We start from the raw sequence: 25483 nt of genomic DNA on the forward strand, positions 1-25483 counted from the left end.
TCCGAGGAAACGCCCAGGGAAGCGGCACGCCGAAACGGCGGCCTGAAGCATCCAGACCGAGGGGACACCCATGCCCGTCTATGAATATCTTTGCGACGACTGCGGCGACTTCACCGCGCTGCGGCCGATGAGCGAATACCAGGCCCCGCAACCCTGCCCGGACTGCGGCACGCTCGCGCCGCGTGTCCTGCTGACGGCGCCGCATTTCTCGGGGCTTTCCCGCGAGAGCCGCATCGCCCATTCCACCAACGAGCAGGCGCGCCACGCGCCGATGAGCGTCGACGGCTACCGCGAGAAGCAGGAGCGCGCCAAGCATGCCGCCGGCTGCTCCTGCTGCTCGGGCGGCATGAAGAGCCGGACCAAGAAGAACCGCACCGCGACCTCCGCCTCCGGCGCCAAGAGCTTCCCCTCGGGGCGCCCGTGGATGATCAGCCATTGAGCTGAGGACCGGCCCACCTCACTCGCCGATCGCCACGCCCTCCCGGCGCGGGTCTGCCGCGCCGACCAGCCCATCCAGCGTGATCGCCACCGCCTGCACGCCCGACGTCATCGGCGCGGTCTTCACCTCGAAGCCGAACTTCCTAAGTTCCGGCGCCAGCGCCTCGGCACTCGTGCCTGCCTCGATCTCCACCGCCCCGAAGCGCGCCAGCACGTTCGGCGCGGCAATGGCCTGATCGAGCGGCATGCCCCAGTCCAGATGGGCGATCAGCGTCTTCGCGACATAGCCGATGATCTGGCTGCCGCCGGGCGAGCCCAGCGCCAGCACCGGCTTGCCGTCCCTCATGACGATCGTCGGCGTCATGGAGGAGCGCGGCCGCTTGCCCGGCTCCACCCGGTTGGCGATCGGCACGCCGTCCTTCTGCGAGCGGAAGGAGAAATCGGTCAGCTCATTGTTGAGCAGGAAGCCATGCACCATCAGCCGCGAACCGAAGCCGGCCTCGATGGTGGAGGTCATCGAGACGATATTGCCGTCCGCGTCGACGATCGTGATCTGCGTCGTCGAGGGCAGTTCCAGCGCCTCGTCATCGGCGCGCGGCTCGGCCATGGCGTGGTCCCAGGTCGGGTTGCCAGGCGCGACCTCGGGCAGCGCATCGTCGCCGGCCAGCAGCTTCGCGCGTGCGGCGAGATAGTCCCGCGCCAACAGTCCCTTGGTCGGCATCGGCACGAAGTCGCTATCGGCCATGTAGCGCTCGCGGTCGGCGAAGGCGAGGCGCGAGGCATCGGCGACCAGCCGCCACGCTTCCGGCGATTGCGGGCCGAGTGCCCCGAGATCGTAGGGCTCCAGCAGGCCGAGGATCTGCCCGAGCGTGAGCGCGCCCGAGCTCGGTGGGCCCATGCCGCAAGCCTCCAGCCCGCGATAGGCGGCGCAGACCGGTGCCCGCTCCTTCACCCGATATTCCCGCAGGTCGCCCAGCGCCAGCACGCCGGGATTGTCCCCCTCGCGCACCGTGCGCACGATGTCGGCCGCCAGCGCGCCGCCATAGAAGGCATCGGTGCCATATTGCGAGAGATGGCGCAGCGTCGCCGCATAGGCGGGGTTCTTCAACAGCGTCCCGGCCTTCAATGGCGCGCCGTCGGCGTCGAGGAAATAGGCCCGTGCCGCCGGGTTGCGCTTCAGCGTCTCGACATCGTCGGCAATCAGCCCGGCAAGGCGCGGCGACACCGTGAAACCCGCCTCCGCCAGCCCGATCGCCGGCCGGAACAGCTGCGCCCAGGCGATCTTGCCGTAGCGCCGGTGCACGGTTTCCAGCAGGCGGGGCGTGCCGGGCGTGCCGACCGACCGACCGCCGACCACCGCCGCCATGAAGGACAGCGGCTCGCCCTTCTCGTTCTGGAACAGGGTCGGCGTCGCCGCGCGCGGCGCAGTCTCGCGCGCATCGAAGGTGGTGAGCTCCCTCTTCGCGGCGTCCCAATAGACCAGGAAGGCGCCGCCGCCGAGGCCGGAGGACTGCGGCTCCACCAGCCCGAGCACGAGCTGCGTCGCCACCATGGCGTCGATGGCGCTGCCGCCGGCCCGGAGCGCCGCCGCGCCGGCCTGCGCGGCCAGCGGATTGGCGGCCGTCACCATCCAGTGTTTGCCCGTAGCGGACTTCGCCCCGGCCGTGACGGCGCCCGCCGCCTCCGGCGCCTGGCTGTCGGCGGCCTGCTGCGCTGTCGCCGGCAGCGCCAGCACGGCAAGCACGGCAATGGTCGTCAGCGTCCTGCGCATCGATCGTCCTCCTTCGCCAACACCGAAGATGTCACATCGTAACCGGATGTGAACACGCCGCGTCCGCAGGGGGATGACGAATCCGCGAATCGGTTTAATCTGAAGTCGTCGTCAACAATTGAAAGGAGGTGATCCAGTGTCTGATCGTCTTGATCCGCGGTTGTCGGTATCCGTGACCTGGACACTCGCCTCTTGCGAGGTCCGTGCCGCGTGACGCGACACTTTGCGCCGCCTACCCGGCGGTTACCGGACCGGACCGCGGTCTGACATGGGAAGGGCTGCTCGCGAGAGCAGCCCTTCTTTCTTGTCATCTATGTCGAACATATCGGTAATACTTTGCCGAAGCCCATCATCATCTATATCGACGCCGATGCCTGCCCGGTGAAGGACGAGACCTACCGGGTCGCCGCCCGCCATCGGCTCAAGGTGTTCCTCGTCGCCAATTCCTTCATCGCCGTCCCGCGCGACGTCGAGGTGGAGCGCGTCATTGTGCCTTCGGGGCTCGATATCGCCGACGACTGGATCGCCGAACGCGCGGAGGAAGGCGACCTCGTCATCACCGCCGACGTGCCGCTCGCCGCGCGTGTCGTCGCCAAGGGCGCCGAAGCCATCGGGCCGACCGGAAAGCCCTTCACCGCCTCCTCCATCGGCATGCAGCTCGCCACCCGCAACCTGATGCAGGACCTGCGCGAGGCCGGCGAGATTACCCGCGGCCCCCGCCCCTTTTCGCCCCGCGACCGCTCGGAATTCCTGCAGGCGCTGGAAAGAGCGGTGATGCGGCTGAAACGGAAAGGCTTCCTCGCGGGTTGAAGGTTCAGCCCGAAGGAGACGCCCATGATGCTGCAAGCCTGCCTGAACGGTTCGCGGAGCAAGGAATTCTACGCCTTCACCCCACTCAGCCCGGCGGAACTGGCGACCGATGCCGCCGCCGTCGTCGCGGCTGGTGCGAGCGAACTGCATGTCCATCCGCGCAATGGCGACGGCATCGAGACGCTGGAGGCAGCTCCGGTCGCCGCGGCGCTGGAGGCCATCCGTACCCGCGTTCCCGGCGTGCCGGTCGGCATCTCCACCCATGCCGGCATCGCGGTCGGCGCGGCCGGGCGCCTGGCGGCGGTGGAGGCATGGACCGTGCTGCCGGACTACGTCTCGGTCAATCTCGTCGAGCCGGATGCACCCGAGATGATCCGCCTCGCGCTGTCGCGCGGCATCGGCATCGAGGCCGGGCTGTGGTCGGCCACCGATGCCGAGCGCTTTGTCGCTCTGCCGCAAGCGCGCGAGGCGCTGCGCATCCTCATCGAGATCAACGAGCAAGACGAGGCGGAAGGGCTGGAAGCGGCCGCCGCCATCCGCAAGGTGCTGGCCCGCGCCAGCCTCGATGTTCCTGTGCTGCAACACGGGTACGATGCCAGCAAATGGCCGCTCTACCGCGACGCCCTGCTGCGCGGCCTCGATGCCCGCATCGGTCTGGAGGACGGCAAGCTTCTTCCCTCGGGCGAAGAGGCGGCAGACAATGCCGCGCTGATCAAGGCGGCGTTCCTGCTGGCGCGGGTGCCGCCCGATCCGGCCGTTGCGCGCTGACCTATCGGGGGTTCAGCGCACCGGCTCGTTACGCGGCGCGGTCGGGATCAGTGCCGAGACATGCCGGTCACTTTCGCGCTCGCTGCCCTGCAAGCCAGCCGCTACGCCCGCGCGATCGCCCTCCGGGCGATTCTGGCTCATCTTCTGCTTTCCCTCGACTCGGGAGATCGGCAAGCGGACGCCGACGATCCCCTTCAGCTGGGACTGGATGAACGGCTCCGGCGCGTCGGAAACGGACCACGGCTCGGCGAGCGGCTGTTCGTGGAGTTCGGTCAGGCGCGTGACCTGCTCCAGCAACCGCGCGGGATCGTCGAAGAACTCGACCGGCCCGTAGGCATGGACGGCGACATAGTTCCAGGTTGGCACGACCTTGCCGTGCTCCTGCTTCGAGACGTACCAGGACGGCGTCACATAGGCATCGGGCCCGGAAAAAATGACAAGCGCCTCGGCGAGCGGCGGCGCCTGCCATTGCGGATTGGCCTTCGCCATATGTCCGTAGAGCGTGCCATGCGTGCCTTCGGTTTCGTCGAGGAACAGCGGCAATGGTGTCGCGATCAGACCGTCGACTGTAGCGGTGACGAGCGTCGACAGCCGGGCGGCGCGCATGATCAGCCGCAAGGTGGCCGGATCGTCTTCACGGAAAGCGGGCGGCGTGTACATGGGTCGGCACCGGGTCTGGCGTGACGGAGAACCATTATGTCACCGCCAGCCGAGCCTCGTCATCCCGGGCGCCGCGAACCGCCCATCTTTGATCCTCACCCCGAATTCCTCAGCCCCGCCGAGATACCGTTGATGGTGAGCTGGATGCCTTGCAGCACCTTCTCGTCGGTGTCGTTGCTGCGATAGGCGCGCAGCAGTCCGACCTGCACATGGTTGAGCGGGTCGATGTAGGGGAAGCGCGCGCGGATCGAGCGGTCGAGCAGCGGGTTGGAGCCGAGCAGCTTGGGCTGCTGGGAAATCGCCAGCAGCGCGTCGATCGCCTCCTGATGCTCGGCGCGGATGCGCCCGAAGATGGCCTCGCGCAGTTCCACATCCTCCACCAGCTTCGCATAGCGCGAGGCGATGGCGATGGAGCTCTTGGACAGCACCATGTCCATATTGGAGAGCTGGGTGCGGAAGAACGGCCACTCCCGGTACATCTCCTGCAAGAGCGGCAGGCCATCCGGGTTGCGCGCCAGCCAGGACTTCACCGCCGTGCCGAAGCCGTACCAGCCCGGCAGCATCAGCCGGCACTGCGCCCAGGAGAACACCCAGGGGATGGCGCGCAGATCCTCGATCCGCCGCGTCTTCTTGCGCGAGGCCGGGCGCGAGCCGATGTTCAGCGTCGCGATCTCGTTGATGACGGTGGATTCCCAGAAATAATCCTCGAAGCGCGGGGTCTCGTAGACCAGCGCGCGATAGGCGTTGAAGGCCGCGTCGGAGAGTTCCTCCATCACGGTGAGGTACTGCTCGCGCGGCGCCTTGGCATCGCCGGAGAGCAGCGTCGCCTCCATGGTCGCGGCGGCGAGGATTTCGAGGTTGCCGCGCCCCACCGCCGGGTTGGAGTACTTGGACGAGATGATCTCGCCCTGCTCGGTGATGCGGATGGCGCCCTGCACCGCCCCGCCCGGCTGGGCGAGGATGGCGTCGTAGCTCGGCCCGCCGCCGCGACCGACCGAACCGCCCCGGCCGTGGAACAGCCGCAGCCGCACGCCATGGCGCTTGAACACCTCGATCAGTTCGATCTCGGCCTTGTAGAGCTCCCAGCCCGAAGTGACGAAGCCGCCATCCTTGTTGCTGTCGGAATAGCCGAGCATCACCTCCTGCATGCCGCCGCGGCTGTCGACCAGCTTGCGGTATTCCGGCAGACGGAACATCTGCTCCATCACCTTGGCGGCGTTGCGCAGATCCTCGATGGTCTCGAACAGCGGCACGATGTTCACGGCAGCCGAGCCCGCCGGGTCGACGAGACCGACCTCCTTCAACAGCAGCGCCAGCTCCAGCATGTCCGAGACGCCCTCGGCCTTGGAGATGATGCAGGTCTGGATCGCCTCCGGGCCGTAGATCTGATGGATGCGCGCGCAGGTGCGCAGCATGTTCATCTCGCCGACCGTCTCGTCGGAATAGGCGGCGAAGGGCGAGGTCAGCGGGCGCGCCGTGGTCAGCTCGCGCAGCAGCAGCGCGACGCGGGTGCCTTCGGGCAGCGCCTTGTAGTTGGTGCCGGGCGCGGCGACCTCGAACAGCTCGGCGACGCAGCGCTCATGCACATCCGAATTCTGCCGCGAATCGAGAATGGCGAGATGGAAGCCGAAGGCATCCACCGCCCGGCGCAGGTCGCGCAGCTTGCCCCGCGCGATGGCGGCGGACTTGTGCGCCTTCAGCGAGGCGTCGATCACGTCGAGATCCGCGCGCAGCTCGGCCGCCGAGCCATAGGCCCTGGCGGCCGGCTTCACAGTGAGGCCGACCAGCTCGGCAACCTCCAGCCGGAAGGCGGTGGCACGCAGCCGGTCGGCAATGGCGGTGGCGGCGAGGCGATAGGGCTCGTTGCGCCGGTGCGGCGACAGGTCGGGCGAGGAATCGACCAGCGACAGCAATTCGTCCGACACCTTCACGCGGATGGTGCTGATCGACAGCTCCCCGCCGAGCGCGTCCAGTTCGTCGAGATAGAATTTGATCGCCAGTGCGCTTTGCATGCGCATCGTCTCGCGGGTGACGTCGGCGGTGACGAAGGGGTTGCCGTCACGGTCGCCGCCGATCCAGCTGCCGATGCGCAGGAAGGAGGCAAGCTCTCCCGAGGCTTCCCCCTCGATGGCGGCGAGGCGATCCTCCAGCGCCGCATAGAGCTTCGGCAGCTGCCGCAGGAAGGTGTAGTCGTAATAGGCGAGGCCGTTTGCCACCTCGTCCAGCACGGTCAGCTTGGTCTTGCGCAGCAGATTGGTCTGCCACAGCGTCAGCACGCGCCGGCGCAGTTCCTCGGCGGCCTGTTCCTGCTCCTCGGGCGTCGGGTCGAGCCGGGCGCGGTCGGCCAGCAGCTCGGCGATGCGCATCTCATGGGTCAAAGTCGAGCGGCGTCGCACCTCGGTCGGGTGCGCGGTCAGCACCGGGCTCGCATGCGCGGTGGCGAAGAACTTGCGCAGATCGGCAATGGAAATGCCCGCCGCGCGGGCGCGCTCCAGCGCATTCGCCACCGTGCCGGGACCGGGCGGGCGCCCGCTCGCGGCGGCCGAGCGCATGCGGCGGATGACGTTCTGGTCCTCGGCGATGTTGGCGAGATGCGAGAAATAGCTGAAGGCGCGCACGATCGAGATCGTCTGGTCGGCGCCGAGATCGCTCAGCATCGCCTCGAGTTCATGGCGCGCGCCCTCGTCCTCCTCGCGGTGGAAGCGCGTCGACACGCGGCGGATGCGCTCGACCAGCTCGTAGATCGGCTCGCCTTCCTGGTCGCGCAGCGTATCGCCCAGCACGCGGCCGAGCATGCGGATGTCCTCGCGCAGCGACAGGTCGAGATCGGCATCGACATCATGTTCGGCATCGGAAAGGGCGATGGTGAGTGCGACGGACATGGCGATGCTCCTTTAGGCGTACAACGAACTTAGCAATTAGCATGCCGGCCATGACAGCCTAGAGCACGGACGCGGATGTCGCAGGCATCGGCGCGCGTTCCTGTGGGAAAAAGCGGGGCGGTAGCCGGGTGTCGCTGCGGCAGATGCGCAACAGCTTTCGGATTGTTTCGGTTTGCCGTGGTTCCGCCCCGATTGTGAACCAAATGGCCGCGAATATGAATGTGCGGCTCAGGAATGGTTCACGGAGAATCGTTCATATTCAGAGCCGTACAATGGGTGACGTCGGCAGCGGCGCCACCAGATGAATGAGGAACCGGCACTGCCGGACGAATTGTAGCCGCCGCGTATGCGTATCAGGAAGGACGCCGTCATGCCCCCCGTCGTGAACCATGCTGAGGTTCAGACCCTCGCCAATATCCGCCAACCCAAGCAGCTTCTTGCCGGCCAGCATCTTGCCGGCCAGCCCGCCGCCGTCGCCGGCGACAAGAAGGTAGCGCCCGTCGCGGCCCCGGTCGGCTCGATCGCCGCCATCGAATCCGCGCTCGGCTTCTGATTTCGCGCCTCGCCGTTTTGGTGAAGCCGCGTCAGGCGGAGGCGCGCAGGGCCGCGCCTCACGTGAATGTGTGCCGGTGCCCGACCTTGGGCGACAAGGGATCGCCCGGCTTTGGCAACGACCTCGCAGTTGTCTCTGTGTTCTCGCCCGATGACAAACGGCGCGGGCGCCTCCATATGGTGACGTAGCGGTACCTGCCGCCGTTTCGATCATGGACCGAGAGAGGCCTGCCCCTTGACGACCCTTCGCTTCCGTTCCGCCGCCGTGCGCGCCGCGCTGGCGGCTCTGTTCATCGCCGCCGGGGTGCTCGTCGCCACCGACTTCGCGGAGGCGCGCGCCGGCCGCAGCATGAGCTTCGGCAGCCGCGGCACCCGCACCTGGTCGACGCCGGCCCCCACGCCCACCGCCCCGACCGCCACGCCGATGCAGCGCTCGGCCACCCCGCAGAGTCAGATGGGCCAGACCGCGGCGCGTGCGCCGGGCACCCAGCCGGGCGGCTTCTTCAATCGCGGCGGCTTCATGGGCGGGCTGATGGGCGGCCTGCTCGGTGCCGGCATTTTCGGCCTGCTGATGGGTTCCGGCTTCTTCTCCGGCCTCGGCAGCCTCTCCGGCATTCTCGGCCTGCTGCTGCAGGTCGGCCTGATATTCCTCGTCGTCCGGTTCGTCATGGGTTGGCTGCGCAGCCGCAACCAGCCGTCCTATGCCGGCGGCCCGAATCCGGGTGTCGGCGGCCCCGGCCCGATGCAGCGCAGCGCGCTCGATGATACGCCTTCGCCGGCAACCGGCGCCGGCGGCGCTCCCGGCCGCTTCGGCTTCGGCGGCGGCCTGCGCGGCAAGCCATTGCAGCTTGCGGCCGGCGATTTCGACACCTTCGAGCGCACGCTCACCGAGGTGCAGGAGTCCTATGGCCGCAACGACCGCGCGACGCTGGCCCGGCTCACCACGCCGGAAATGCTCGGCTATCTCGGCGAGGAACTGGACGAGCTTGCCCGCGACGGGCTTGAGAACCGCCTCACCGACGTGAAGCTGCTGCAGGGCGACCTGTCGGAAGCCTGGTCCGAGGAGAACCGCGACTATGCCACCGTCGCCATGCGCTACGAGCTGAAGGACGCGATCTTCGAGCGCGCCACCGGCCGCCTCGTGCAGGGCGACGCGGATCGTCCGGTTCAGGCGATCGAGTTCTGGACCTTCACGCGCGAGCGCGGCGGCGACTGGAAGCTCAGCGCCATCCAGCAGGGCCGGGTGTGATACGGCCGACGGATCATCGGCTGATCGACATCATCGAACGTTAGGCGATTCCGCTCCATCATCCTCCCTGCGCCGGCCCTCTGGCGCAGGGAGGATTTTTTATGATCAGGACAATCGCCCGGAAAGTTCTCGCGCTCGCCGCTGCGTTCGCGATAACCGGCGCGCCGATCGCCGCCAATGCCTGCACATCCTTCATCGTGAAGGCCAGGGACGGCTCCGTCATCTATGGCCGCACGATGGAGTTCAGCCTGCCGTTGCAATCGCAGCTCATCGTGCTGCCGCGCAGCCATGCCTATAAGGGCACCGGCCCAGACGGTACGGCAGGCACCGGCCTCGGCTGGACCGGCAAATACGGCGTGGCCGGCGCCAACGGTCTCGGCCTTCCGGTGGTCATCGACGGACTGAACGAGAAGGGGCTGGCCGGAGGCATGCTGTTCTTCCCCGGTCTCGCCCAGTTCGAGGAGGTCGCACCGGGCGAAGCCGGCAATTCCATCGCCTCCTTCGAGATGCTGACCTTCATCCTCTCCAGCTTCGCCACCGTCGAGGAGGTGAAGGCCGGCTTGCCCAGGATCAAGGTCAGCCGCGCCCCGCAGGCGGCCTTCAAGGGGCCGGTGCCGCTGCATGTCACGCTGCACGACGCCTCGGGCGCCAGCCTCGTCATCGAATATGTCGGCGGCCAGCTCACCCTGCACGACAATCCCACGGGCGTACTGACCAACGCCCCCGCCTTCCCGTGGCACGTCGCCCATCTCGGGCTCTACGGCAACCTGTCGGCCAATGAGCCAGCGACGCGGCAGGTGAACGGGCTGGCGCTGGCGTCGCCCTCGACCGGCGCGGGCATGCACGGCATCCCCGGCGATTTCCTCTCGCCGTCACGCTTCGTGCGCGCCTTCATGCTGGTCGACAGCCTGCCGGAACTGCCGGACGGCCTCGCGGCGATGAACGCGGCGCGGCACATACTGAACAATTTCGACATCCCGCCCGGCGCCATCGCCACACAGGCCGGCTCGGCGACGGGTGGCGGCGTCGCCGGCTTCGAGACCACGGAATGGACCGCCGTGGCCGACCTCAAGGCACGCACCTACGCGATATGGGATTATGCCAACCAGACGCCGCGCTATCTCGATCTCGACAAGCTCGACTTCGACGCCAAGGCGATCAAGCTGATCCCCTTCGACCAGAAGCCGGACTACATCGACCTTTCCGGCAAGTGACGGCGGTGCGGCGGAGCGCGGCCCCGCGTGCCTCCGCCGCCCGGCTCACTCCAGCGGGTCGCGGCCGTAGTGGTTCGTGCCGGGCGTGCCCTTGATCATGAACCAGAAGAAGATCACCAGCGCGCCGATGCCGGTCAGGCCGATCAGCAGCCACCAGCCGGTGCGGTCCATGTCGTGGAAGCGCCGGGCGCCGACCGCGAGCGAGGGCAGGATCAGCAACAGACCGACGATGGTGCTGATCGGGGTAAAGACGTCGACGGCGCCGACATAGCTCGCATCGCCGAAATGGACGAGGGCGAAGGTACCGAACAGGGCGGTGTCGAGAAATGCCGTTATCCAGTTCAGGACGATCGAGAACAGCACCCACCACCAATATTCCGAGCGCGGCGCGCGGCCGGAAAAGGTGGCGTAGTTGTTCAGAACGCTGGATACCGCCTGACCGAAATTCATGATGTTCCCCCGACGCCTGGTCGCCCAACCCCTGATCGCCACGCCGTGCCGGACGCGGACGCGGTATCATAGGCCCTTCTTCGGAGCCGTGAAACTCGCCCGATTGGGAAATCCCGCCCGGACGGGTTAGAAGGCGTGCCGGCCCGCGGCCGGCGAATGACCGAGACGCCCAGGGAGAGGCGCGCATGCAGTTCAACATCGAGGACAGTCCGGGCACCGAGGTCCGGGCGATGATCGACCGGGGCCTCGACGCCTTCAACGACACCAAGGCCGGCCCGCCCAATGCGCGCGACCTGTGGGTGATGGCGCGCGGCACCGGCGGCAGCGTGCAGGGCGGACTGAAGGGCCGCACCTATTATGGCTGGCTGTTCATCGACTGGCTGTGGGTTTCCCCGGCCTGTCGCGGCACGGGCATCGGCGCGGGGCTTGTCGCCGCGGCGGAGAAGGAGGCGCTGCGGCGCGGCTGCATCGGCGCCTATGTCGACACATTCAACTTCCAGGCGCCGGAATTCTACGTCCGACAGGGCTACGAGGAATTCGGCCGTCTCGGCGACTTCCCGCCCGGCCATGCCTGCGTCTGGCTGAAGAAGCGCTTCAAGGCCCCGGAGACGCCGGCGGCCTGAGTTTAACGCCCCAAGACATTAGCGCCCCAAGACATTAGCGCCCCTTGCGGCGTCCGCCCTTGCGGTGGCCCTTGGTCATCGGGTCGGGCCGCTCCGGGCGGACCCAGTCCTCGACGCGCAGCGGCTCGACGCGGTCGGTGCCCGGCCCCATGTCGTCCAGCGAGGGCCGCACGAGGCGTGAGCCGGCTCCGTCCACGTCATAGCGCGCCTGCGCCTCGTCCGCCCGCGCCTCGTGGCCGGACGACACATGGCCGGGCGAGGAGCGCGGCCCGGACTTTCCGCCCCCCCGGCCCTTCTTCTCCGGCAGATTGGCCGAGCGGCCATATTTGCGCTCGCCGCGATAGCCGCCGGTGCGGTCGTCGACGCTGTCCTGCCGCGCCAGCGGATCGTCGGAGACGGCGAGCTCGGTCGCCTGCAGCCGCTTGACCTCGTCGCGCAACCGCGCCGCCTGCTCGAAGTCGAGATCGGCGGCGGCCGCGCGCATGCGCTTCTCGAGATCGGCGATGACCGTGGCGAGGTTGTTGCCATAGGTCACCGCGCCCTCGGCCAGCCCGGCATCGACCGTCACATGGTCACGCTCATAGACGCTGTTGAGAATGTCGCCGATCGCCTTCTTCACGCTTTCCGGCGTGATGCCGTGCTCGACGTTCCACGCGATCTGCTTGGCGCGGCGGCGCTCGGTCTCGGCCATCGCCCGCTCCATCGAGCCGGTGATGTTGTCGGCATAGAGCAGCACCCGCCCGTCGACGTTTCGCGCCGCGCGGCCGATGGTCTGGATCAGCGAGGTCTCCGAGCGCAGGAAGCCTTCCTTGTCGGCGTCGAGGATCGCCACCAGCCCGCATTCCGGGATATCGAGGCCCTCGCGCAGCAGGTTGATGCCGATCAGCACGTCGAACGCCCCGAGCCGCAGGTCGCGCAGGATCTCGATGCGCTCAATCGTGTCGATGTCCGAATGCATGTAGCGCACGCGGATGCCGTTCTCGTGCAGATATTCCGTCAGGTCCTCCGCCATCCGCTTGGTCAGCACCGTCACCAGCGTGCGATAGCCCTTGGCCGCCGTGGCGCGCACCTCGCCCAGCAGGTCGTCGACCTGCGTGCGGGCCGGGCGCACCTCGACCTCCGGGTCGACGAGGCCGGTCGGGCGGATGACCTGCTCGACGAACACGCCGCCGGTGCGCTCCATCTCCCATTTGCCGGGAGTGGCGGAGACATGCACGGTCTGCGGGCGCATCGCCTCCCATTCCTCGAAGCGCAACGGCCGGTTGTCCATGCAGCTCGGCAGGCGGAAGCCATATTCCGCCAGCGTCGCCTTGCGACGGAAGTCGCCGCGATACATGGCACCGATCTGCGGGATGGTCACATGGCTCTCGTCGCAGAAGATCAGCGCATTGTCGGGGACATATTCGAACAGCGTCGGCGGCGGCTCGCCCGGCTGGCGCCCGGTGAGCCAGCGCGAATAGTTCTCGATGCCGGCGCAAGAACCAGTCGCCTCCATCATCTCCAGGTCGAAGGTGCAGCGCTGCTCCAGCCGCTGCGCTTCGAGATAGCGGCCCATGCCGTTCAGCTCGTCAAGCCGGTGCTTCAGCTCCGCCTTGATGCCCTGCGTCGCCTGGATCAGCGTCGGGCGCGGCGTCACATAATGCGAGTTGGCGTAGAGCTTGACGAATTTCAGCTCCTGCGACTTCTGACCCGTGAGAGGATCGAATTCCTGGATGCTCTCCACCTCGTCGCCGAACAGCGAGACGCGCCAGGCACGGTCCTCGTAATGCGCCGGGAAGATCTCGATCACGTCGCCGCGCACCCGGAAGGTGCCGCGGCCGAAATCGGCCTGGGTGCGCTTGTATTGCAGCGCCACCAGGTCGGCGAGAACCTGGCGCTGGTCGAGGCGCTCGCCGACCTCGATCTTGAAGGTCATCGAGGCATAGGTCTCGACCGAGCCGATACCGTAGATACAGGACACCGAGGCGACGATGATGACGTCGTCGCGCTCCAGCAGCGAGCGCGTGGCCGAGTGGCGCATGCGGTCGATCTGCTCGTTGATCGACGATTCCTTCTCGATGAAGGTGTCGGTGCGCGGCACGTAGGCTTCCGGCTGGTAGTAGTCGTAATAGGAGACGAAATACTCCACCGCATTGTCGGGGAAGAAGCTCTTGAACTCGCCATAGAGCTGCGCCGCCAGCGTCTTGTTCGGCGCCAGCACCAGCGCCGGCCGTTGCAGGCGCTGGATGACATTAGCCATGGTGAAGGTCTTGCCCGAGCCGGTGACGCCGAGCAGCACCTGGTCGCGCTCGCCCTCCTTCGCCGCCTTGCACAGCTCCTCGATCGCCTGCGGCTGGTCGCCATTGGGCGTGTAGTCCGACTTCAGCACGAATTCGACGCCGCCTTCGGACTTCTCCGGCCGGGCGGGGCGATGGGGCACCCACACTTGTCCGTCGACTTCCGGGCGACCGGTCTCGATCAGCGCCGTGAGTGCGGCGACGGTGGCGGAGGCACCCGAGGTCGGCGCCACGCCGAGCTTCTCGGCGAGGACGGGATCAAGGGTGGCGGATTGCGCGGGCTCGAAGGCGCGCTGGGAGCGCTCCGCGAATCCGCCGGGACGTGCAGCTTTGGCCATGGCGCGAATATGGGGCGTCCCGTCCGCCGATGGAAGGGTGGCAGCTCGCCTCAAAAGAAATCGAACGGGCCCGGAAAGCAGCCGATCGGCACGAAATGCGTGACCAGCCCCGTGCCCGGCCGCCACTGGTGCAGCAGCATGGCCGGCGGTTCGACATAGGAGGCCGGCTCGGCCTCGGGAGCGAGACGCAGCGCGATGGCGGTGGTGGTGCTCGGCGCCGTCAGCAGCATCGTGCCGCCGAAGCGTAGCTGCATGAAGCGGTGGATATGGCCGCACAGCACGCGCTCGACATTGGCGTGGCGGGCGACGACGGCGGCGAGGCGCTCTCCACCCCGGCAGTTGTACTCGTCGATGTAGTGGATACCGCTGGCGAAAGGCGGCTGGTGCATCATCAGCAGCGTCGGCCGCTCCGGCTCGGCGGCCAGGGTCGCCTCCAGCCAGATGGCCGCGGCATTGTCGAAATCGCCATGATGCTCGCCGGGGACCGTCACATCGAGCGCCACGATGCGCACCGGCCCATGGTCACCGACCACGAAATGCAGCGGGCCGGTGGCCGGCAGATGCGCATGGGCGGCGAAACAGGCGCGGAACGCCTCCCGCTCGTCGTGATTGCCGGGGATGACCAGCAGCGGCAGCCCGATGCCCGCCAGCATCTCGGCCGCCACCGCATATTCCTCTGCCGTGCCCTCCTCGACGACATCGCCGGTGATCAGCACGAGGTCCGGGCGCGGGTCGAGCGCGGCAAGATGCGCCAGCCCCGCCGCGAACATGGCGTTGGAATCAACCACCCCCTGATAGAGCTGGCCGCGCGGACGCAGATGTGGGTCGGAGAGATGGGCGATGAGCATGTCGGCTCCGGCGAAAGGCACCGGAATATACCGCCCGAAACCTTCGACCTGGCAAGGCGGCGCGGGCCCCACCCGCACCGCCTCCCGTTACCGGACCCCTATTGCGTCCGCAGATTGCGCGGCAGGGGCACGATGGCGAACACCATGGTCTTGCCGGTGACGCTGTCGCGCGTCTCGTTCCGAAGCTTGGCTTCGAGCTTGGGTTGCAGCGCTTCGAGCGTCAGCGCCAACTCGCCCCCCGCGCCCCACTCGTGCTTGCGGCTGAGCACGATGTCGCCGGTGTAGATCGACTCGACCTGGTAGACCGCGAACAGCGGATCGACATTGCCGAACCAGCGCTGGCAGTCCTCGCGCCGGCGCAGCCGGTCGAACACGGTCTGCGCATCGCCGTGGGTGATGCCGGTCTTGGTGACATTGGCGAGCTTGAGGTCGTAATAGGTCGTGAGATCGCCCTTCAAGCCGGCGCTGACCAGCATCGTCTTGATGCCGGAAAGGCCGCCGCTGCCCGAAAACCCGTCAGTGACGTCGAAGCTGGTGACGCCGACCGGTTCGAGCTGCTGCACCCCATGCAGATCGAGCGTCGTGAAACAGAGCGGCTCGATCGCCACAGGCGAACCGAAATCGGCCGTCGGCTTCTCGCGGGCATAATAAAGCGAGCCGATCCGCACATCCTGTTGCGGTGGCTTGATCGCCCGCGCCTCGATCCAGTTTCCAGGCAGCGCTCCCGGCGCGGAAGCGGGTGGCCCCGCCCTGCCGTTGCAGCCGGCAAGCGCAAGCATCGACACGAAAGCGAATCCCACCGCGTAGCGCATCCTCACCCCCATCGTTGGATGCACTAGCGCTAATTTAAAACTATAGGTTGTCAATATTTCCGAATGCAACCTTCTAGGAAATTCTCGAGGAATATGTGCGGTGTTGCGCAATGTCCGCGTCGGGTCGCGGGAGCACCGCCCTTTCAAGCGACATCTGCCCAGATGACAGCCAGACGAGAGAGAAGCCCCACGGACGGCAGCTCGGAAACGTCGCATTATAAATCAAACACTTACGGAATTTTTGATTAAAATTTCATCATTGGCATAACTCATGCATGCATTCATGTATGCAACAAGGCGGCCGCGGCCGCCATGCTCCGGAGCCGCCATGCCCGATTCGCTTCTTGCCGCCGAGCCGACGCCGCTCGCCTTCGACCCCGCCCGCACCGCGCTGGTCATCATCGACATGCAGCGCGACTTTCTCGAACCCGGCGGCTTCGGCGAGACGCTGGGCAACGACGTGTCGCTGCTGCAGGCGGCCGTCGGCCCCTGCAATGCGGCGCTCAAGGCCGCCCGCGCCGCCGGCCTGCTGGTCATCCACACCCGCGAGGGCCACCGCCCGGACATGGCCGATGCGCCTCCCGCCAAGGTGGAGCGCGGCGAGCCGACCACGCGCATCGGCTGTGCCGGGCCGATGGGCCGCATCCTCATTCGCGGCGAGCCCGGTCACGACATCATCGCCGAACTCTACCCCGCCGCCGGCGAGGTGGTGCTCGACAAGCCCGGCAAGGGTGCCTTCTACCAGACCGACCTCGAACTGATCCTCAGGAATCGCGGCATCGACACGCTGCTGGTGGCCGGCGTCACCACCGAGGTCTGCGTCCACACCACCATCCGCGAGGGCAATGACCGCGGCTACCGCTGCGTGGCGCTGGCCGATTGCTGCGCCTCCTATTTCCCGGAGTTCCACCGCATCGGCCTCGAGATGATCAAGGCGCAGGGCGGCATCTTCGGCTGGGTGTCCGGCTCCTCGGCGCTCATCGCCGCGCTCGGCAACAAGGCGCAAGCCGCCTGACCGCCGCCTGACCTCACCATTGCTTGCGTGCCCGTCCGCGCCGCCCGGCGCCCAACCGTTGCAAAAGGGGATTTTTGTCCATGTCCGCCAGTGAGATGACCCCGATATCGCCCTCCCGCATCGGCATGCGGCCGACGCTGTGGACCAAAGGCGACTGGAATGCCCTGTTCGGCTTCGGCACCAATATTCTCGTCAATATGCTGGTGCTCACCGGCCTCCTGCAGTTCGTGCTGAAGATGCCGCCCGAGATCGTGTTCGGCCGCATCCTGCCGGCGGTCGGGCTGATGATGTTCCTCTCCACCGCCTATTACGCCTTTCTCGGCTACCAGCTGGCCAAGAAGACCGGCCGCGACGATGTCTGCGCCCTGCCCTCCGGCATTTCCGTGCCGCACATGTTCGTCGTCACCTTCGTCATCATGCTGCCGATCGGCGCCGCCACCGGCGATCCGATCCAGGGCTGGGAGGCGGGCCTCGTCTGGGTGTTCTTCCAGAGCTTCATCCTGATGATCGGTGGCTTCGTGGCACCGTACATCCGCAAGATCACCCCGCGCGCGGCTCTGCTCGGCACGCTGGCGGGCGTGTCCATCGCCTTCATCTCCATGCGCCCGGCCTTCGAGATCTTCACCACCCCGGTCATCGGCCTCACCTGCTTCGCCATCATCATGGTGAGCTGGTTCGGCGGGGTGAAATATCCCAAGGGCATTCCCGCCGGCCTCGTCGCCATCGCTGTCGGCATGATCATCGCCTGGGGCTCGACCGCGCTCGGGCTGAACTATGGCGGCATGAGCGTCGCCAATGTCGGCGCGGCCATCTCCAATTTCGGCTTCTCCGTGCCGCTGCCGGCCTTCGACCACGTCTTCCACGGCTTCAACTATCTCGGCGTCATCCTCGTCACCGCCATCCCCTTCGGCATCTACGATCTCGTCGAAGCGATGGACAATGTGGAGAGCGCCGAGGCCGCGGGCGACCACTATCCCACCACCCGCGTGCTCACCGCCGACGGCGTAGTCAGCCTCATCGGCTGCCTGATGGGCAATCCCTTCATCAACGCCGTCTACATCGGCCACCCCGGCTGGAAGTCGATGGGCGGGCGCATCGGCTATTCCGCTGCCACCGGGCTGATGGTGATCGTGCTGTCCTGGTTCGGCATCATCGCCCTGCTGCTGGCGCTGATCCCGGTCGTCGCCATCTCGCCGATCCTGCTTTATATCGGCATGCTCATCGGCGCGCAGGCGTTCCAGACCACGCCGGTCAAGCACGCGCCTGCCGTCGTGCTGGCGATCACCCCGCACCTCGCGGCCTGGGCCAAACTCCTGATCGACAATTCGCTCGGCCTCGCCGGCACCTCCGCCGCCGCCATCGGCATCGAGAAGATGGGCGCGGTCGGCGTGCTCTATCACGGCATCGAGGTGATGGGCGGCGGCGCTATCCTCGTCGGCCTCGTGCTCGGCGCCATCGGCGTGTTCGTGGTCGAGCGCAAATTCGTCGAGGCCTCGGCCTTCGCCCTGGCCGGCGCGGTGCTGACCTTCTTCGGCTTCATGCATGGCGAGACGGTGGGCATCGCCGTCACCCCCGGCGTGGCGCTCGCCTATGTCATCGTCGCCGGCTTCCTCTTCGCCTGCTCCAAGCTGGCCGTCGTCGAGGCGACGGACAGGCTGCCCGAAAGCGCCCATGCCGCTCCGGCGGAATAGGCGCTTCCGCCTTCGAGCCTCCGGGGGGCGGATCGAAGCGGCTTGAGACGGCGCGGCACATCGCACAGGATGGCCGCGCCGCTCTTGTTTCAGCCCCCAACCTTCTCCCTCACGAGGCCTCATGTCTGCGTCGCCGCTGCTGCTTCCCTTCGATCTCGACGCGCTCGGCGCCCCGGAGGAAACCGTCCCGCTGCCCGAGCGCATCGTCGCCGGCGAGCCGCGCCACCTCACCTGGAATTTCGAGACCCTGCCCGACGGCGCGCTGTTTGCCGGCGTGTGGGAATCCTCGCCCGGCGCCTGGCAGGTGGATTATGAGGAGTGGGAGTTCTGCTCCTTCCTCACCGGCGTCTCCATCCTGCACGAGGACGGCAAGGCACCGGTGACGCTCCGGGCGGGCGACAGCTTCGTCATCCGCCCCGGCTTCAAGGGGGTCTGGGAAGTGGTGGAGACCACCCGCAAGCTGTACGTTATCCGCCTGATATGATCCGGGGCGCCGTGTGCGCTCCTATGATGGGAGGTTCCGATGCTGCGCATGTGCCGACGCCTCGCCTCGCCTTCTGCAATCGCCCATCCATCACGCGGCGCCGGTTCGTTCCGACGGGTCGCAGCCAGCGCCTCGCTGATGCTGCTGACCGCCGGCACCGCCTCCGCCGACTGCACCTGCCGAGCCGGCGGGCGGGACTACCAACTCGGCGAGCGCGTTTGTCTCTCGGGCTCGGGCGGCCCGCGCTCGGCGATCTGCGGCATGAACGAGAATGTATCGAGCTGGCTTTTCGACGGCTCACCCTGCCGGATATCGGCGCGGCCCGCGCAGCTGCCAGCACTGGCCCATGCGGTGGCGCCTCATTAGGACGCGCCCGGCGATTTTGCCGCCGGTGTGGCTCGGCCGTCCTTGACCCGTGGCGGGGCGGGATGCATCGTCCCGGCAGATGTCGGAGGGTTTGGGATGAGTAGGGATCGGAGCCGTTTCTTTGACGGCGCAGCACGTGGGCTGACGGGCATGCTGGCGGGCGCCAGCCTCCTCGCGGTCTCGCTCTCCGGAGCGCAGGCGGCGAGCTTCCTCGAGAAGAACTTCTGGCTCTCGGGCCCGAACTACAGCGGCGACGTGCCGGCCTGCGACCTGCCGGCCGCGCTGTCGCGCATCCAGGACCACTTCGCCACCACCGAATCGCGCTTCTGGAACTCATCGCTGAAGATCGAGAGCTTCGATCACATCCGCCAGATCGCCTTCCGCCCCTGGGGCGAGGAATACCAGCCGCGCCGCTACTGCACGGCCGATGTCGTCGTCTCCGGCGATGTGGGCGCCGCGCCCTCCACGCCGGCCCAGTACACCGGCGGCAAGGCGCCCAGCGGCAAGTTCGTGCAGGGCCAGCGCCACCGGATCTACTACTCGCTGATCGAGGATGGCGGCTTCATTGGCTTCTCCTGGGGTGTCGAATGGTGCGTCGACGGCCTCGACCGCTCGTGGAACTACGCCCCGAACTGCCGCATGGCGCAGCCGTGAGCCGGCGGCTGTGAGCCGTCTGCCATGAGACGTCAGCGATGAATCTTGGCAGCCTCGGCCGGCTGCTCCTCGTCACGCTGTCGCTGACCGCCGCGCCGGCCCTGGCGCAGAATCGCGGTGAGCCGGGCACGTTCGACCACTACGTGCTGTCGCTGTCCTGGTCGCCGACCTATTGCGAGGCGCAGGGCGACCGGGCCGAGCCGGCCCAGTGCGAGCGCGCCCGTCCCTTCGCCTTCGTCGTGCACGGGCTCTGGCCGCAATATGCGCGCGGCTGGCCGGAATCCTGCCAGTCGCCGGCGCCCTTCGTGCCGGAAGCGACGCTGCGCTCCATGCTCGACATCATGCCGAGCCGCCGCCTCGTGCTGCACGAATGGCGCACCCACGGCACCTGTTCGGGCCTCGATCCGGTCGCCTATTTCGACGCCGTGCGCCGCGCCTATGGGGAAGTCACCATTCCCGAGGCCTTCCGCCAGCTCGACGATTACCGCACCGTGACGCCCGCCGAGGTCGAGGCGGCCTTCCTCAAGGCCAATCCCGGCCTTGCGCCGGATATGATCTCGGTGCAGTGCGACAGCCGCCGCCTCAGCGAGGTGCGCATCTGCCTGAGCCCCGCCCTCGGCTTCTCCTCCTGCCCGGAGGTCGACCGGCGCGCCTGCCGCAGGCAGCGCATCGTGATGCCGCCGACCCGCGGCCGCTGAACCACGGAAGCCCGCGATGAACAACCGCCGATGAACTACCGTCACGCCTTCCATGCCGGCAATTTCGCCGATGTCGTCAAGCACGTCGTGCTGGCGCGCATCCTCGCCTATCTCGGCCGCAAGGAGGCCCCGTTCCGCGTGCTCGACACCCATGCCGGTGCCGGCCTCTACGACCTTCAGGGAGAGGAGGCCCAGCGCACCGGCGAGTGGGAAGGTGGCATCGGCTCCGTGCTCCAGGCCAGTTTCACGCCCGAGGTCGCGGCGCTGCTGCAGCCCTGGCTCGACGTGGTACGGGCGGTCAATGTCGCCGCCGCGGACGATGCGGCCCTCGCCGGCACGCTGCGGCGCTATCCCGGCTCGCCGCTGATCGCGCAGGCGCTCTCCCGCCCGCAGGACCGGCTGATCTTCTGCGAGACCGTCGACGGGGTGCGCGACGCCCTCGTCGAATCCGTCGGGCGCGACGCCCGCGCCAAGGTGCTGCCGACCGATGGCTGGCAGGCGCTGAACGCCTATCTGCCGCCGAAGGAGCGCCGCGGCCTCGTGCTCATCGACCCACCCTTCGAGCAGCCCGGCGAGTTCCACCGCATGGCCGAGGGCCTCGCGGACGCCTATCGGCGCTGGTCGACCGGCATCTATGCGCTGTGGTACCCGATCAAGGATGTGCGCGCGGTCGACGCCTTCCGCCGCGAGATCGAGCATGCCCACATTCCCAAGACGCTGAATATCCAGTTCGACCTCCGGGCGGTGCGCCAGATGGACACGATGACCGGCTGCGGCCTCGTCATCGTCAACCCGCCCTTCACCCTGGTCGACGAACTGCGTCTTGCGCTCGGCGCGCTTGCCCGCGTGCTCGCCACCGATGGTACCGGGCGCCTGCGCATCAGCTGGCTCACCCCGGAGCGCTGACGCTCCGCTGTTTCCGGCATCGGTTTTGCTTAGCTCTCCGGCACATAGGTCCGGCGGACGGGACGCGGCCTGTCCGGGGATGAGGAGAGCAGGCGCATGGCGACGACGGGAACCGTCAAGTTCTTCAACACCGAAAAGGGTTACGGCTTCATTCGCCCGGACGACGGCGGGCGCGACGTGTTCGTGCATGTATCGGCCGTGACACGCTCCGGCCTCGGCACGCTCGCCGAGGGCCAGCGGGTCAGCTTCGAGGTCGAACCCGACAAGCGCGGCAAGGGCCCCAAGGCAATCGACCTGCAACAGGCGGACTGATAGATCAGGCGTGATGCCGGGGCATGCCGCCTCGGCCGTTATGGGCGGCCGGACGGGCACGCGAAGCGTGCGCTTCGGCGCCCTGTCCTGAGCGGATAGTTCGATGAAGCTGCGTTCGTCGCCGGCCTCGCCCTTTGGCCGCAAGACCAAGATCGCCGCCATTCTGTGCGGCATCCACCTCGATATTCTGCCTGCCGACACCAGCGACCCGGCGGATTCGCTCCGCGTCCAGAACCCGCTCGGCAAGATCCCGATCCTGCTGCCCGATGACGGTGCGCCGATCTATGATTCGCCGGTGATCCTCGACTATCTCGACGCGCAGGCCGGTGGCGGTTGCATCATTCCGTCAGCCGGACCCGCCCGTTTCGAAGTGCTCACGACCCAGGCGCTGGCCGACGGCCTGATGGATGCGGCGCTGCTGCAGGTCTATGAGGTGCGCTTCCGCGCCGAGGGCGAGCGCAGCCCGAGCTGGGTGGACAGGCAGGCAAGCAAGGTGGCGCGGGCGCTTCGCGCCTTCGAGGCCGCCCCGCCACGCCCGGCCGAGGGGCTGTCGGGCGCCGCCCATGCCGGCGAGATCACCCTCGCCTGCGCGCTTGGCTATCTCGATTTCAGGTTCAAGGGCACGTGGCGCGAGGATCATCCTGCGCTGGTCGCGTGGCTGGACAGCTTTGCCGCACGCGTGCCCGCTTTCGAGGCAACCCATCCGGTCGACTGAGGCACGAACCTCAACGACGTGGCGTCCTCCCCCGCGGGCAGGACGCAAAAACAAAACCCCGGGCGTTGCCGCCCGGGGTTTCGCAGAGATCGCAGGCCGTTGCCGGCCGCGGCATCAGAACTTGTAGTTGATGCCGGCGCGGACGACCGAAGCGGTCAGGCCGCTGTTGGCGCCGATGCTGTCGTAGTAGTCGTCGCCGAGATCCATGTAGAGGTACTCGCCCTTCACGGTCCAGTTGTTGGTCAGGGCGTACTCGACGCCGCCGCCGACGGTCCAGCCGGTCAGGGTGTTGCTGGTCTCGAAGCCGGTGAACTGGTCGGTCACCTTGTTGTGGCCCCAAGCGAAACCGCCGGTGAAGTACGGCAGGATGTGGTCGAAGGCGTAACCGATACGGCCGCGAACGGTGCCGAAATAGTCGAGCTTCGACTGGATGCCGAACGAGGTGTCGGACACGTCCGAACCCTGGAAGTCGGCTTCGATACCGAGCACGACGTTGTTGTCGAACTGGAAGTTATAGCCGATCTGGCCACCGCCGATGAACCCCGACGGGCTCATGTCGAGGATGCCGGCGTCGCCGTCGACCGAACCCCACGCGCCACCGGCGTTACCGCCGAGGTAGAAGCCGGTCCAGGAGAAGACCGGCTCGGCGACAACGACCGGAGCCTTGACGGGATAAGACTTAGCGAGGTCGGCCGCGAAGGCGGGCGCCGCGGCGAGAAGGGCGGCGGCGACAACACCCGAGCTGATGATCTTCTTCATGGTACTCTCCGAGCAACTGCAAACGGAACTCAAGTTAAGTTCGAGAGGTGAGATAGGCGTGTAGATAGGCACGTCGAGGGCTAGATTGCGGCAAAATTCGCCATTCTGGCGGTAAAATCGGCCTTCACACTGTCGTGAGCTTCAGCCGCGAAACCTTGTGAAGACTGATTCATCGGAGGTATTTGCGCAGTTGTCAGAGCGGGTTTCGCTGTAACAATTCCGCCATATTCACACTGCGAATGCCGACCACCTGTTGCAGGAACACCACAAATTCCGGCATCCCTGCCTCTTGACCGCGCATTCAAGGCACTTTGGCCGCCCCATTCTCCCTGCTGGAAAACGGCAGCGGCCGTCGAAACGAAGGCGACCGAGCCTGGTCCCGCCGGACTGGACCGTTCCGGCGGACCGGCGGGTGCCGCACCCGCGTCAGAAGCGGTAGTTCACACCCGCACGCAGGACGTTGGTGGTCGTGCCAACCTCCAGCGGACCGGCGAGGGTTGCATAGGACTCGGTGCCGAGATCGACATAGAGGTACTCGGCCTTCACGCTCCAATTGTTGTCGAAGGCGTATTCGCCGCCGCCGCCGACCGTCCAGCCCGTGCTGGTCTGGGAGTTCGACAGGCCCAGCAGCTCATAAGTGCCGCTTCCATAGGCGAAGCCGGCGGTGCCGTAGAGCAGGACCTGGTTGAAGCTAAAGCCGGCGCGGGCCCGGATGGTGCCGAAATAGTCGAGCTCATAGGTCGGGCTGCCGACATTGGTGCCCTGCAGATCCGCCTCGATGCCGAGCACGAAGTTGTTGGCGAACTGCCAGTTGTAACCGGCCTGGATGCCGCCGACGAAGCCGTCGGTATCATCGGAGAAATCGGCCTCGCCGAAACCGTAGCCGACATTGGCACCGAGATAGAAGCCGGTCCAGGTGAAGGCCGGCGCCGGCGCATAGGCGTAGCTCTGCTGGGGATAGCTGAGGTCCGCGGCGGCAGCCGGCGTGGCGATGAGGGCTGCGGCCAGCCCCAGCCCCGCGATGATCTTGCTGTTCATATTGGTCTCCTGCGTCACGTCACGGCGCTCAGCGCCGGTCCATAATTCCGGTAACGGTGACGCTCTCATAAATGTATGAGCAGAATCTTAGGCCACGCCTAAAGGATGTATTATGCTTAATGCTTGGTTTTCTCTTCTTCTATCGTGTTTACCTTTGCCATTCGAAGTCGGATAGCGCCGCTACCGGCCCACTGAGCGCTCTCTTGTTTCCGCGATTTCATGTTTAACGGAAGACTACCCCCCTGCCCGCCGCTCGAGCGCGTGTGATCCGGCAACCGGGCAGAGGCGTAACCATGGCAGACTGATGGACGTTGCCGGCAGGGCGAGGCATTGAAACGGCATGGATTCGAAGTTGAACACCGCGATCGGCGCACGGCATGCCGGCGCGACGCGCCCGGTCGCGCTGGTGACCGGCGGCGCGGTGCGCATCGGCCGCGCCATCTGCCTGACGCTGGCGGGCGCGGGCTATGACATCGTCATTCATGTCCGGCAGCCCGGCCCCGAGGCGGAAAGCTGCCGCCTCGCCGTGGAAGCGGCCGGGGCGCGCGCCGCCGTGGTGGCGGCGGAGCTTGCCGATGCCGACGCGGTCGCCGCGCTGCTGCCGCAGGCCAATGCCGCGCTGGGCGCGGTGAGCCTGCTTGTCAACAACGCCTCCGAATTCCACCCGGACGGGGTCGGCGTTCTCGACATCGCCCGCTGGGACCGGCACTTCGCCGTCAATCTGCGCGCACCGGCCTTCCTCGCCGAGGCACTTGCCGCGCAATTGCCGCCGGACATGAAGGGCTGCGTCGTCAATCTGATCGACCAGCGCGTGCTGAAGCCGACGCCGACCTATCTCTCCTACAGCCTGACCAAGAACGGCCTGTGGGACGCCACCCGGCTGATGGCGCAGGCGCTCGCGCCGCGCGTGCGGGTCAATGCGGTCGCGCCCGGCCCGACGCTGGCCAATCAGCGCCAGCGCCCCGAGGATTTCGCCCGGCAGGCGGCTGCGGTGCCGCTCGGGCGTGGCCCGCTACCGGGGGAGATCGCCGAGGCGGTGTTGTTTCTCGCCCGCGCCGAGAGCGTGACGGGACAGATGCTCGCGGTCGATGGCGGCCAGCATCTCGCCTGGCAGACCCCGGACACGCTGGCACCCGAATGAGCCTCGCGGTGCG

The 25483-nt window shown here is 67.2% G+C and carries 26 protein-coding genes; 17 read left to right on the forward strand and 9 right to left on the reverse strand.

Annotation, left to right across the window (positions count from 1 at the left end; genetic code table 11):
• Positions 1-70 precede the first annotated feature (70 nt).
• Positions 71-439 (forward strand): FmdB family zinc ribbon protein, encoded by a 369-nt coding sequence (locus ACO2RV_RS19370; RefSeq protein ID WP_423295880.1) that lies wholly within the window; start codon positions 71-73, stop codon positions 437-439.
• A gap of 18 nt (positions 440-457) precedes the next feature.
• On the opposite strand, the gene ggt is transcribed toward ACO2RV_RS19370, so the two are convergent.
• The gene (ggt, locus tag ACO2RV_RS19375; RefSeq protein ID WP_423295881.1) at positions 458-2209 is read right to left on the reverse strand and encodes a gamma-glutamyltransferase; all 1752 of its coding nucleotides are present in this window, start codon (positions 2207-2209) and stop codon (positions 458-460) included.
• Between the two features lie 336 nt (positions 2210-2545).
• On the opposite strand from ggt, the gene ACO2RV_RS19380 reads away from it, so the two are divergent.
• Positions 2546-3019, forward strand: a complete 474-nt coding sequence (locus ACO2RV_RS19380) for a YaiI/YqxD family protein (protein ID WP_423295882.1) — start codon at positions 2546-2548, stop codon at positions 3017-3019.
• Between the two features lie 24 nt (positions 3020-3043).
• Positions 3044-3787: a 3-keto-5-aminohexanoate cleavage protein gene (locus ACO2RV_RS19385; RefSeq protein ID WP_423295883.1), complete on the forward strand. Its 744-nt coding sequence runs from the start codon at positions 3044-3046 to the stop codon at positions 3785-3787.
• A gap of 12 nt (positions 3788-3799) precedes the next feature.
• On the opposite strand, the gene ACO2RV_RS19390 is transcribed toward ACO2RV_RS19385, so the two are convergent.
• Together ACO2RV_RS19390 and ppc are read right to left on the reverse strand one after the other, a co-directional pair.
• Positions 3800-4447, reverse strand: coding sequence for an FMN-binding negative transcriptional regulator (locus ACO2RV_RS19390; protein ID WP_423295884.1), 648 nt, complete (start codon positions 4445-4447; stop codon positions 3800-3802).
• A gap of 95 nt (positions 4448-4542) precedes the next feature.
• Entirely contained in the window at positions 4543-7329 is a 2787-nt protein-coding gene (gene ppc / locus ACO2RV_RS19395) for a phosphoenolpyruvate carboxylase (RefSeq protein ID WP_423295885.1), read from the reverse strand.
• A gap of 370 nt (positions 7330-7699) precedes the next feature.
• Here ppc and ACO2RV_RS19400 point away from each other — a divergent pair, with 370 nt between their 5' ends.
• From ACO2RV_RS19400 to ACO2RV_RS19410, 3 genes are all read left to right on the forward strand, one after another.
• Positions 7700-7882 carry a hypothetical protein gene (locus ACO2RV_RS19400; protein ID WP_423295886.1) on the forward strand — a complete coding sequence of 61 codons (183 nt, stop codon included), beginning with the start codon at positions 7700-7702 and terminating at the stop codon, positions 7880-7882.
• A 234-nt stretch (positions 7883-8116) separates the two neighbouring features.
• Positions 8117-9130, forward strand: coding sequence for a Tim44 domain-containing protein (locus ACO2RV_RS19405; RefSeq protein ID WP_423295887.1), 1014 nt, complete (start codon positions 8117-8119; stop codon positions 9128-9130).
• Positions 9131-9231: 101 nt separating this feature from the next.
• A complete protein-coding gene (locus ACO2RV_RS19410; RefSeq protein WP_423295888.1) occupies positions 9232-10344 on the forward strand; it encodes a linear amide C-N hydrolase in 1113 nt (370 codons plus the stop codon).
• A 45-nt stretch (positions 10345-10389) separates the two neighbouring features.
• On the opposite strand, the gene ACO2RV_RS19415 is transcribed toward ACO2RV_RS19410, so the two are convergent.
• Positions 10390-10794, reverse strand: a complete 405-nt coding sequence (locus tag ACO2RV_RS19415) for a DUF805 domain-containing protein (RefSeq protein WP_423295889.1) — start codon at positions 10792-10794, stop codon at positions 10390-10392.
• 185 nt (positions 10795-10979) lie between these two features.
• Here ACO2RV_RS19415 and ACO2RV_RS19420 point away from each other — a divergent pair, with 185 nt between their 5' ends.
• Positions 10980-11417 carry a GNAT family N-acetyltransferase gene (locus tag ACO2RV_RS19420; RefSeq protein WP_423295890.1) on the forward strand — a complete coding sequence of 146 codons (438 nt, stop codon included), beginning with the start codon at positions 10980-10982 and terminating at the stop codon, positions 11415-11417.
• A gap of 34 nt (positions 11418-11451) precedes the next feature.
• Here ACO2RV_RS19420 and uvrB read toward each other — a convergent pair whose 3' ends face one another.
• From uvrB to ACO2RV_RS19435, 3 genes are all read right to left on the reverse strand, one after another.
• Positions 11452-14031: an excinuclease ABC subunit UvrB gene (gene uvrB / locus ACO2RV_RS19425; RefSeq protein ID WP_423295891.1), complete on the reverse strand. Its 2580-nt coding sequence runs from the start codon at positions 14029-14031 to the stop codon at positions 11452-11454.
• A 50-nt stretch (positions 14032-14081) separates the two neighbouring features.
• Complete coding sequence (locus ACO2RV_RS19430; protein ID WP_423295892.1) at positions 14082-14879, reverse strand: phosphodiesterase; 798 nt, start codon at positions 14877-14879, stop codon at positions 14082-14084.
• A gap of 98 nt (positions 14880-14977) precedes the next feature.
• Positions 14978-15664 carry a hypothetical protein gene (locus ACO2RV_RS19435; RefSeq protein WP_423295893.1) on the reverse strand — a complete coding sequence of 229 codons (687 nt, stop codon included), beginning with the start codon at positions 15662-15664 and terminating at the stop codon, positions 14978-14980.
• Positions 15665-16019: 355 nt separating this feature from the next.
• Between ACO2RV_RS19435 and ACO2RV_RS19440 the strand changes: the two genes are divergently transcribed.
• The 9 genes from ACO2RV_RS19440 to ACO2RV_RS19480 all read left to right on the forward strand — a co-directional run bounded on the left by ACO2RV_RS19440 (position 16020) and on the right by ACO2RV_RS19480 (position 22532).
• Positions 16020-16706: a cysteine hydrolase family protein gene (locus tag ACO2RV_RS19440; protein WP_423295894.1), complete on the forward strand. Its 687-nt coding sequence runs from the start codon at positions 16020-16022 to the stop codon at positions 16704-16706.
• Positions 16707-16786: 80 nt separating this feature from the next.
• Positions 16787-18397, forward strand: coding sequence for a regulator (locus ACO2RV_RS19445; RefSeq protein WP_423295895.1), 1611 nt, complete (start codon positions 16787-16789; stop codon positions 18395-18397).
• A 121-nt stretch (positions 18398-18518) separates the two neighbouring features.
• Entirely contained in the window at positions 18519-18881 is a 363-nt protein-coding gene (locus tag ACO2RV_RS19450; RefSeq protein ID WP_423295896.1) for a cupin domain-containing protein, read from the forward strand.
• 39 nt (positions 18882-18920) lie between these two features.
• Positions 18921-19247 carry a hypothetical protein gene (locus ACO2RV_RS19455; RefSeq protein WP_423295897.1) on the forward strand — a complete coding sequence of 109 codons (327 nt, stop codon included), beginning with the start codon at positions 18921-18923 and terminating at the stop codon, positions 19245-19247.
• 96 nt (positions 19248-19343) lie between these two features.
• Positions 19344-19901 (forward strand): hypothetical protein, encoded by a 558-nt coding sequence (locus ACO2RV_RS19460; protein WP_423295898.1) that lies wholly within the window; start codon positions 19344-19346, stop codon positions 19899-19901.
• Positions 19902-19939: 38 nt separating this feature from the next.
• Positions 19940-20599, forward strand: a complete 660-nt coding sequence (locus tag ACO2RV_RS19465) for a ribonuclease T2 family protein (protein WP_423295899.1) — start codon at positions 19940-19942, stop codon at positions 20597-20599.
• A 30-nt stretch (positions 20600-20629) separates the two neighbouring features.
• Complete coding sequence (locus tag ACO2RV_RS19470) at positions 20630-21505, forward strand: 23S rRNA (adenine(2030)-N(6))-methyltransferase RlmJ (RefSeq protein ID WP_423295900.1); 876 nt, start codon at positions 20630-20632, stop codon at positions 21503-21505.
• Positions 21506-21601: 96 nt separating this feature from the next.
• Entirely contained in the window at positions 21602-21817 is a 216-nt protein-coding gene (locus ACO2RV_RS19475) for a cold-shock protein (RefSeq protein ID WP_423295901.1), read from the forward strand.
• Positions 21818-21920: 103 nt separating this feature from the next.
• The gene (locus ACO2RV_RS19480; protein ID WP_423295902.1) at positions 21921-22532 is read left to right on the forward strand and encodes a glutathione S-transferase family protein; all 612 of its coding nucleotides are present in this window, start codon (positions 21921-21923) and stop codon (positions 22530-22532) included.
• A 114-nt stretch (positions 22533-22646) separates the two neighbouring features.
• Here the strand turns inward: ACO2RV_RS19480 and ACO2RV_RS19485 are convergent, their stop codons facing one another.
• Both ACO2RV_RS19485 and ACO2RV_RS19490 read right to left on the reverse strand, forming a co-directional pair.
• Complete coding sequence (locus ACO2RV_RS19485; RefSeq protein WP_423295903.1) at positions 22647-23291, reverse strand: outer membrane protein; 645 nt, start codon at positions 23289-23291, stop codon at positions 22647-22649.
• A gap of 426 nt (positions 23292-23717) precedes the next feature.
• Positions 23718-24329, reverse strand: a complete 612-nt coding sequence (locus tag ACO2RV_RS19490; protein ID WP_423295904.1) for an outer membrane protein — start codon at positions 24327-24329, stop codon at positions 23718-23720.
• 340 nt (positions 24330-24669) lie between these two features.
• Between ACO2RV_RS19490 and ACO2RV_RS19495 the strand changes: the two genes are divergently transcribed.
• Positions 24670-25470: an SDR family oxidoreductase gene (locus ACO2RV_RS19495; protein WP_423295905.1), complete on the forward strand. Its 801-nt coding sequence runs from the start codon at positions 24670-24672 to the stop codon at positions 25468-25470.
• Positions 25471-25483: the final 13 nt, after the last annotated feature.

It is taken from the genome of Ancylobacter sp. VNQ12 (assembly GCF_049445835.1).
GTDB lineage: Bacteria > Pseudomonadota > Alphaproteobacteria > Rhizobiales > Xanthobacteraceae > Ancylobacter.

Bases quoted from the DNA above. Each gene is read 5' to 3' on its own strand.
- ACO2RV_RS19370 (WP_423295880.1), top strand. From the start codon at position 71: ATGCCCGTCTATGAATATCTTTGCGACGACTGCGGCGACTTCACCGCG.
- ggt (WP_423295881.1), bottom strand. From the start codon at position 2,209: ATGCGCAGGACGCTGACGACCATTGCCGTGCTTGCCGTGCTGGCGCTG.
- ACO2RV_RS19385 (WP_423295883.1), top strand. From the start codon at position 3,044: ATGATGCTGCAAGCCTGCCTGAACGGTTCGCGGAGCAAGGAATTCTAC.
- ACO2RV_RS19390 (WP_423295884.1), bottom strand. From the start codon at position 4,447: ATGTACACGCCGCCCGCTTTCCGTGAAGACGATCCGGCCACCTTGCGG.
- ppc (WP_423295885.1), bottom strand. From the start codon at position 7,329: ATGTCCGTCGCACTCACCATCGCCCTTTCCGATGCCGAACATGATGTC.
- ACO2RV_RS19400 (WP_423295886.1), top strand. From the start codon at position 7,700: ATGCCCCCCGTCGTGAACCATGCTGAGGTTCAGACCCTCGCCAATATC.
- ACO2RV_RS19410 (WP_423295888.1), top strand. From the start codon at position 9,232: ATGATCAGGACAATCGCCCGGAAAGTTCTCGCGCTCGCCGCTGCGTTC.
- ACO2RV_RS19415 (WP_423295889.1), bottom strand. From the start codon at position 10,794: ATGAATTTCGGTCAGGCGGTATCCAGCGTTCTGAACAACTACGCCACC.
- ACO2RV_RS19420 (WP_423295890.1), top strand. From the start codon at position 10,980: ATGCAGTTCAACATCGAGGACAGTCCGGGCACCGAGGTCCGGGCGATG.
- uvrB (WP_423295891.1), bottom strand. From the start codon at position 14,031: ATGGCCAAAGCTGCACGTCCCGGCGGATTCGCGGAGCGCTCCCAGCGC.
- ACO2RV_RS19430 (WP_423295892.1), bottom strand. From the start codon at position 14,879: ATGCTCATCGCCCATCTCTCCGACCCACATCTGCGTCCGCGCGGCCAG.
- ACO2RV_RS19440 (WP_423295894.1), top strand. From the start codon at position 16,020: ATGCCCGATTCGCTTCTTGCCGCCGAGCCGACGCCGCTCGCCTTCGAC.
- ACO2RV_RS19445 (WP_423295895.1), top strand. From the start codon at position 16,787: ATGTCCGCCAGTGAGATGACCCCGATATCGCCCTCCCGCATCGGCATG.
- ACO2RV_RS19450 (WP_423295896.1), top strand. From the start codon at position 18,519: ATGTCTGCGTCGCCGCTGCTGCTTCCCTTCGATCTCGACGCGCTCGGC.
- ACO2RV_RS19455 (WP_423295897.1), top strand. From the start codon at position 18,921: ATGCTGCGCATGTGCCGACGCCTCGCCTCGCCTTCTGCAATCGCCCAT.
- ACO2RV_RS19460 (WP_423295898.1), top strand. From the start codon at position 19,344: ATGAGTAGGGATCGGAGCCGTTTCTTTGACGGCGCAGCACGTGGGCTG.
- ACO2RV_RS19465 (WP_423295899.1), top strand. From the start codon at position 19,940: ATGAATCTTGGCAGCCTCGGCCGGCTGCTCCTCGTCACGCTGTCGCTG.
- ACO2RV_RS19470 (WP_423295900.1), top strand. From the start codon at position 20,630: ATGAACTACCGTCACGCCTTCCATGCCGGCAATTTCGCCGATGTCGTC.
- ACO2RV_RS19475 (WP_423295901.1), top strand. From the start codon at position 21,602: ATGGCGACGACGGGAACCGTCAAGTTCTTCAACACCGAAAAGGGTTAC.
- ACO2RV_RS19480 (WP_423295902.1), top strand. From the start codon at position 21,921: ATGAAGCTGCGTTCGTCGCCGGCCTCGCCCTTTGGCCGCAAGACCAAG.
- ACO2RV_RS19485 (WP_423295903.1), bottom strand. From the start codon at position 23,291: ATGAAGAAGATCATCAGCTCGGGTGTTGTCGCCGCCGCCCTTCTCGCC.
- ACO2RV_RS19490 (WP_423295904.1), bottom strand. From the start codon at position 24,329: ATGAACAGCAAGATCATCGCGGGGCTGGGGCTGGCCGCAGCCCTCATC.
- ACO2RV_RS19495 (WP_423295905.1), top strand. From the start codon at position 24,670: ATGGATTCGAAGTTGAACACCGCGATCGGCGCACGGCATGCCGGCGCG.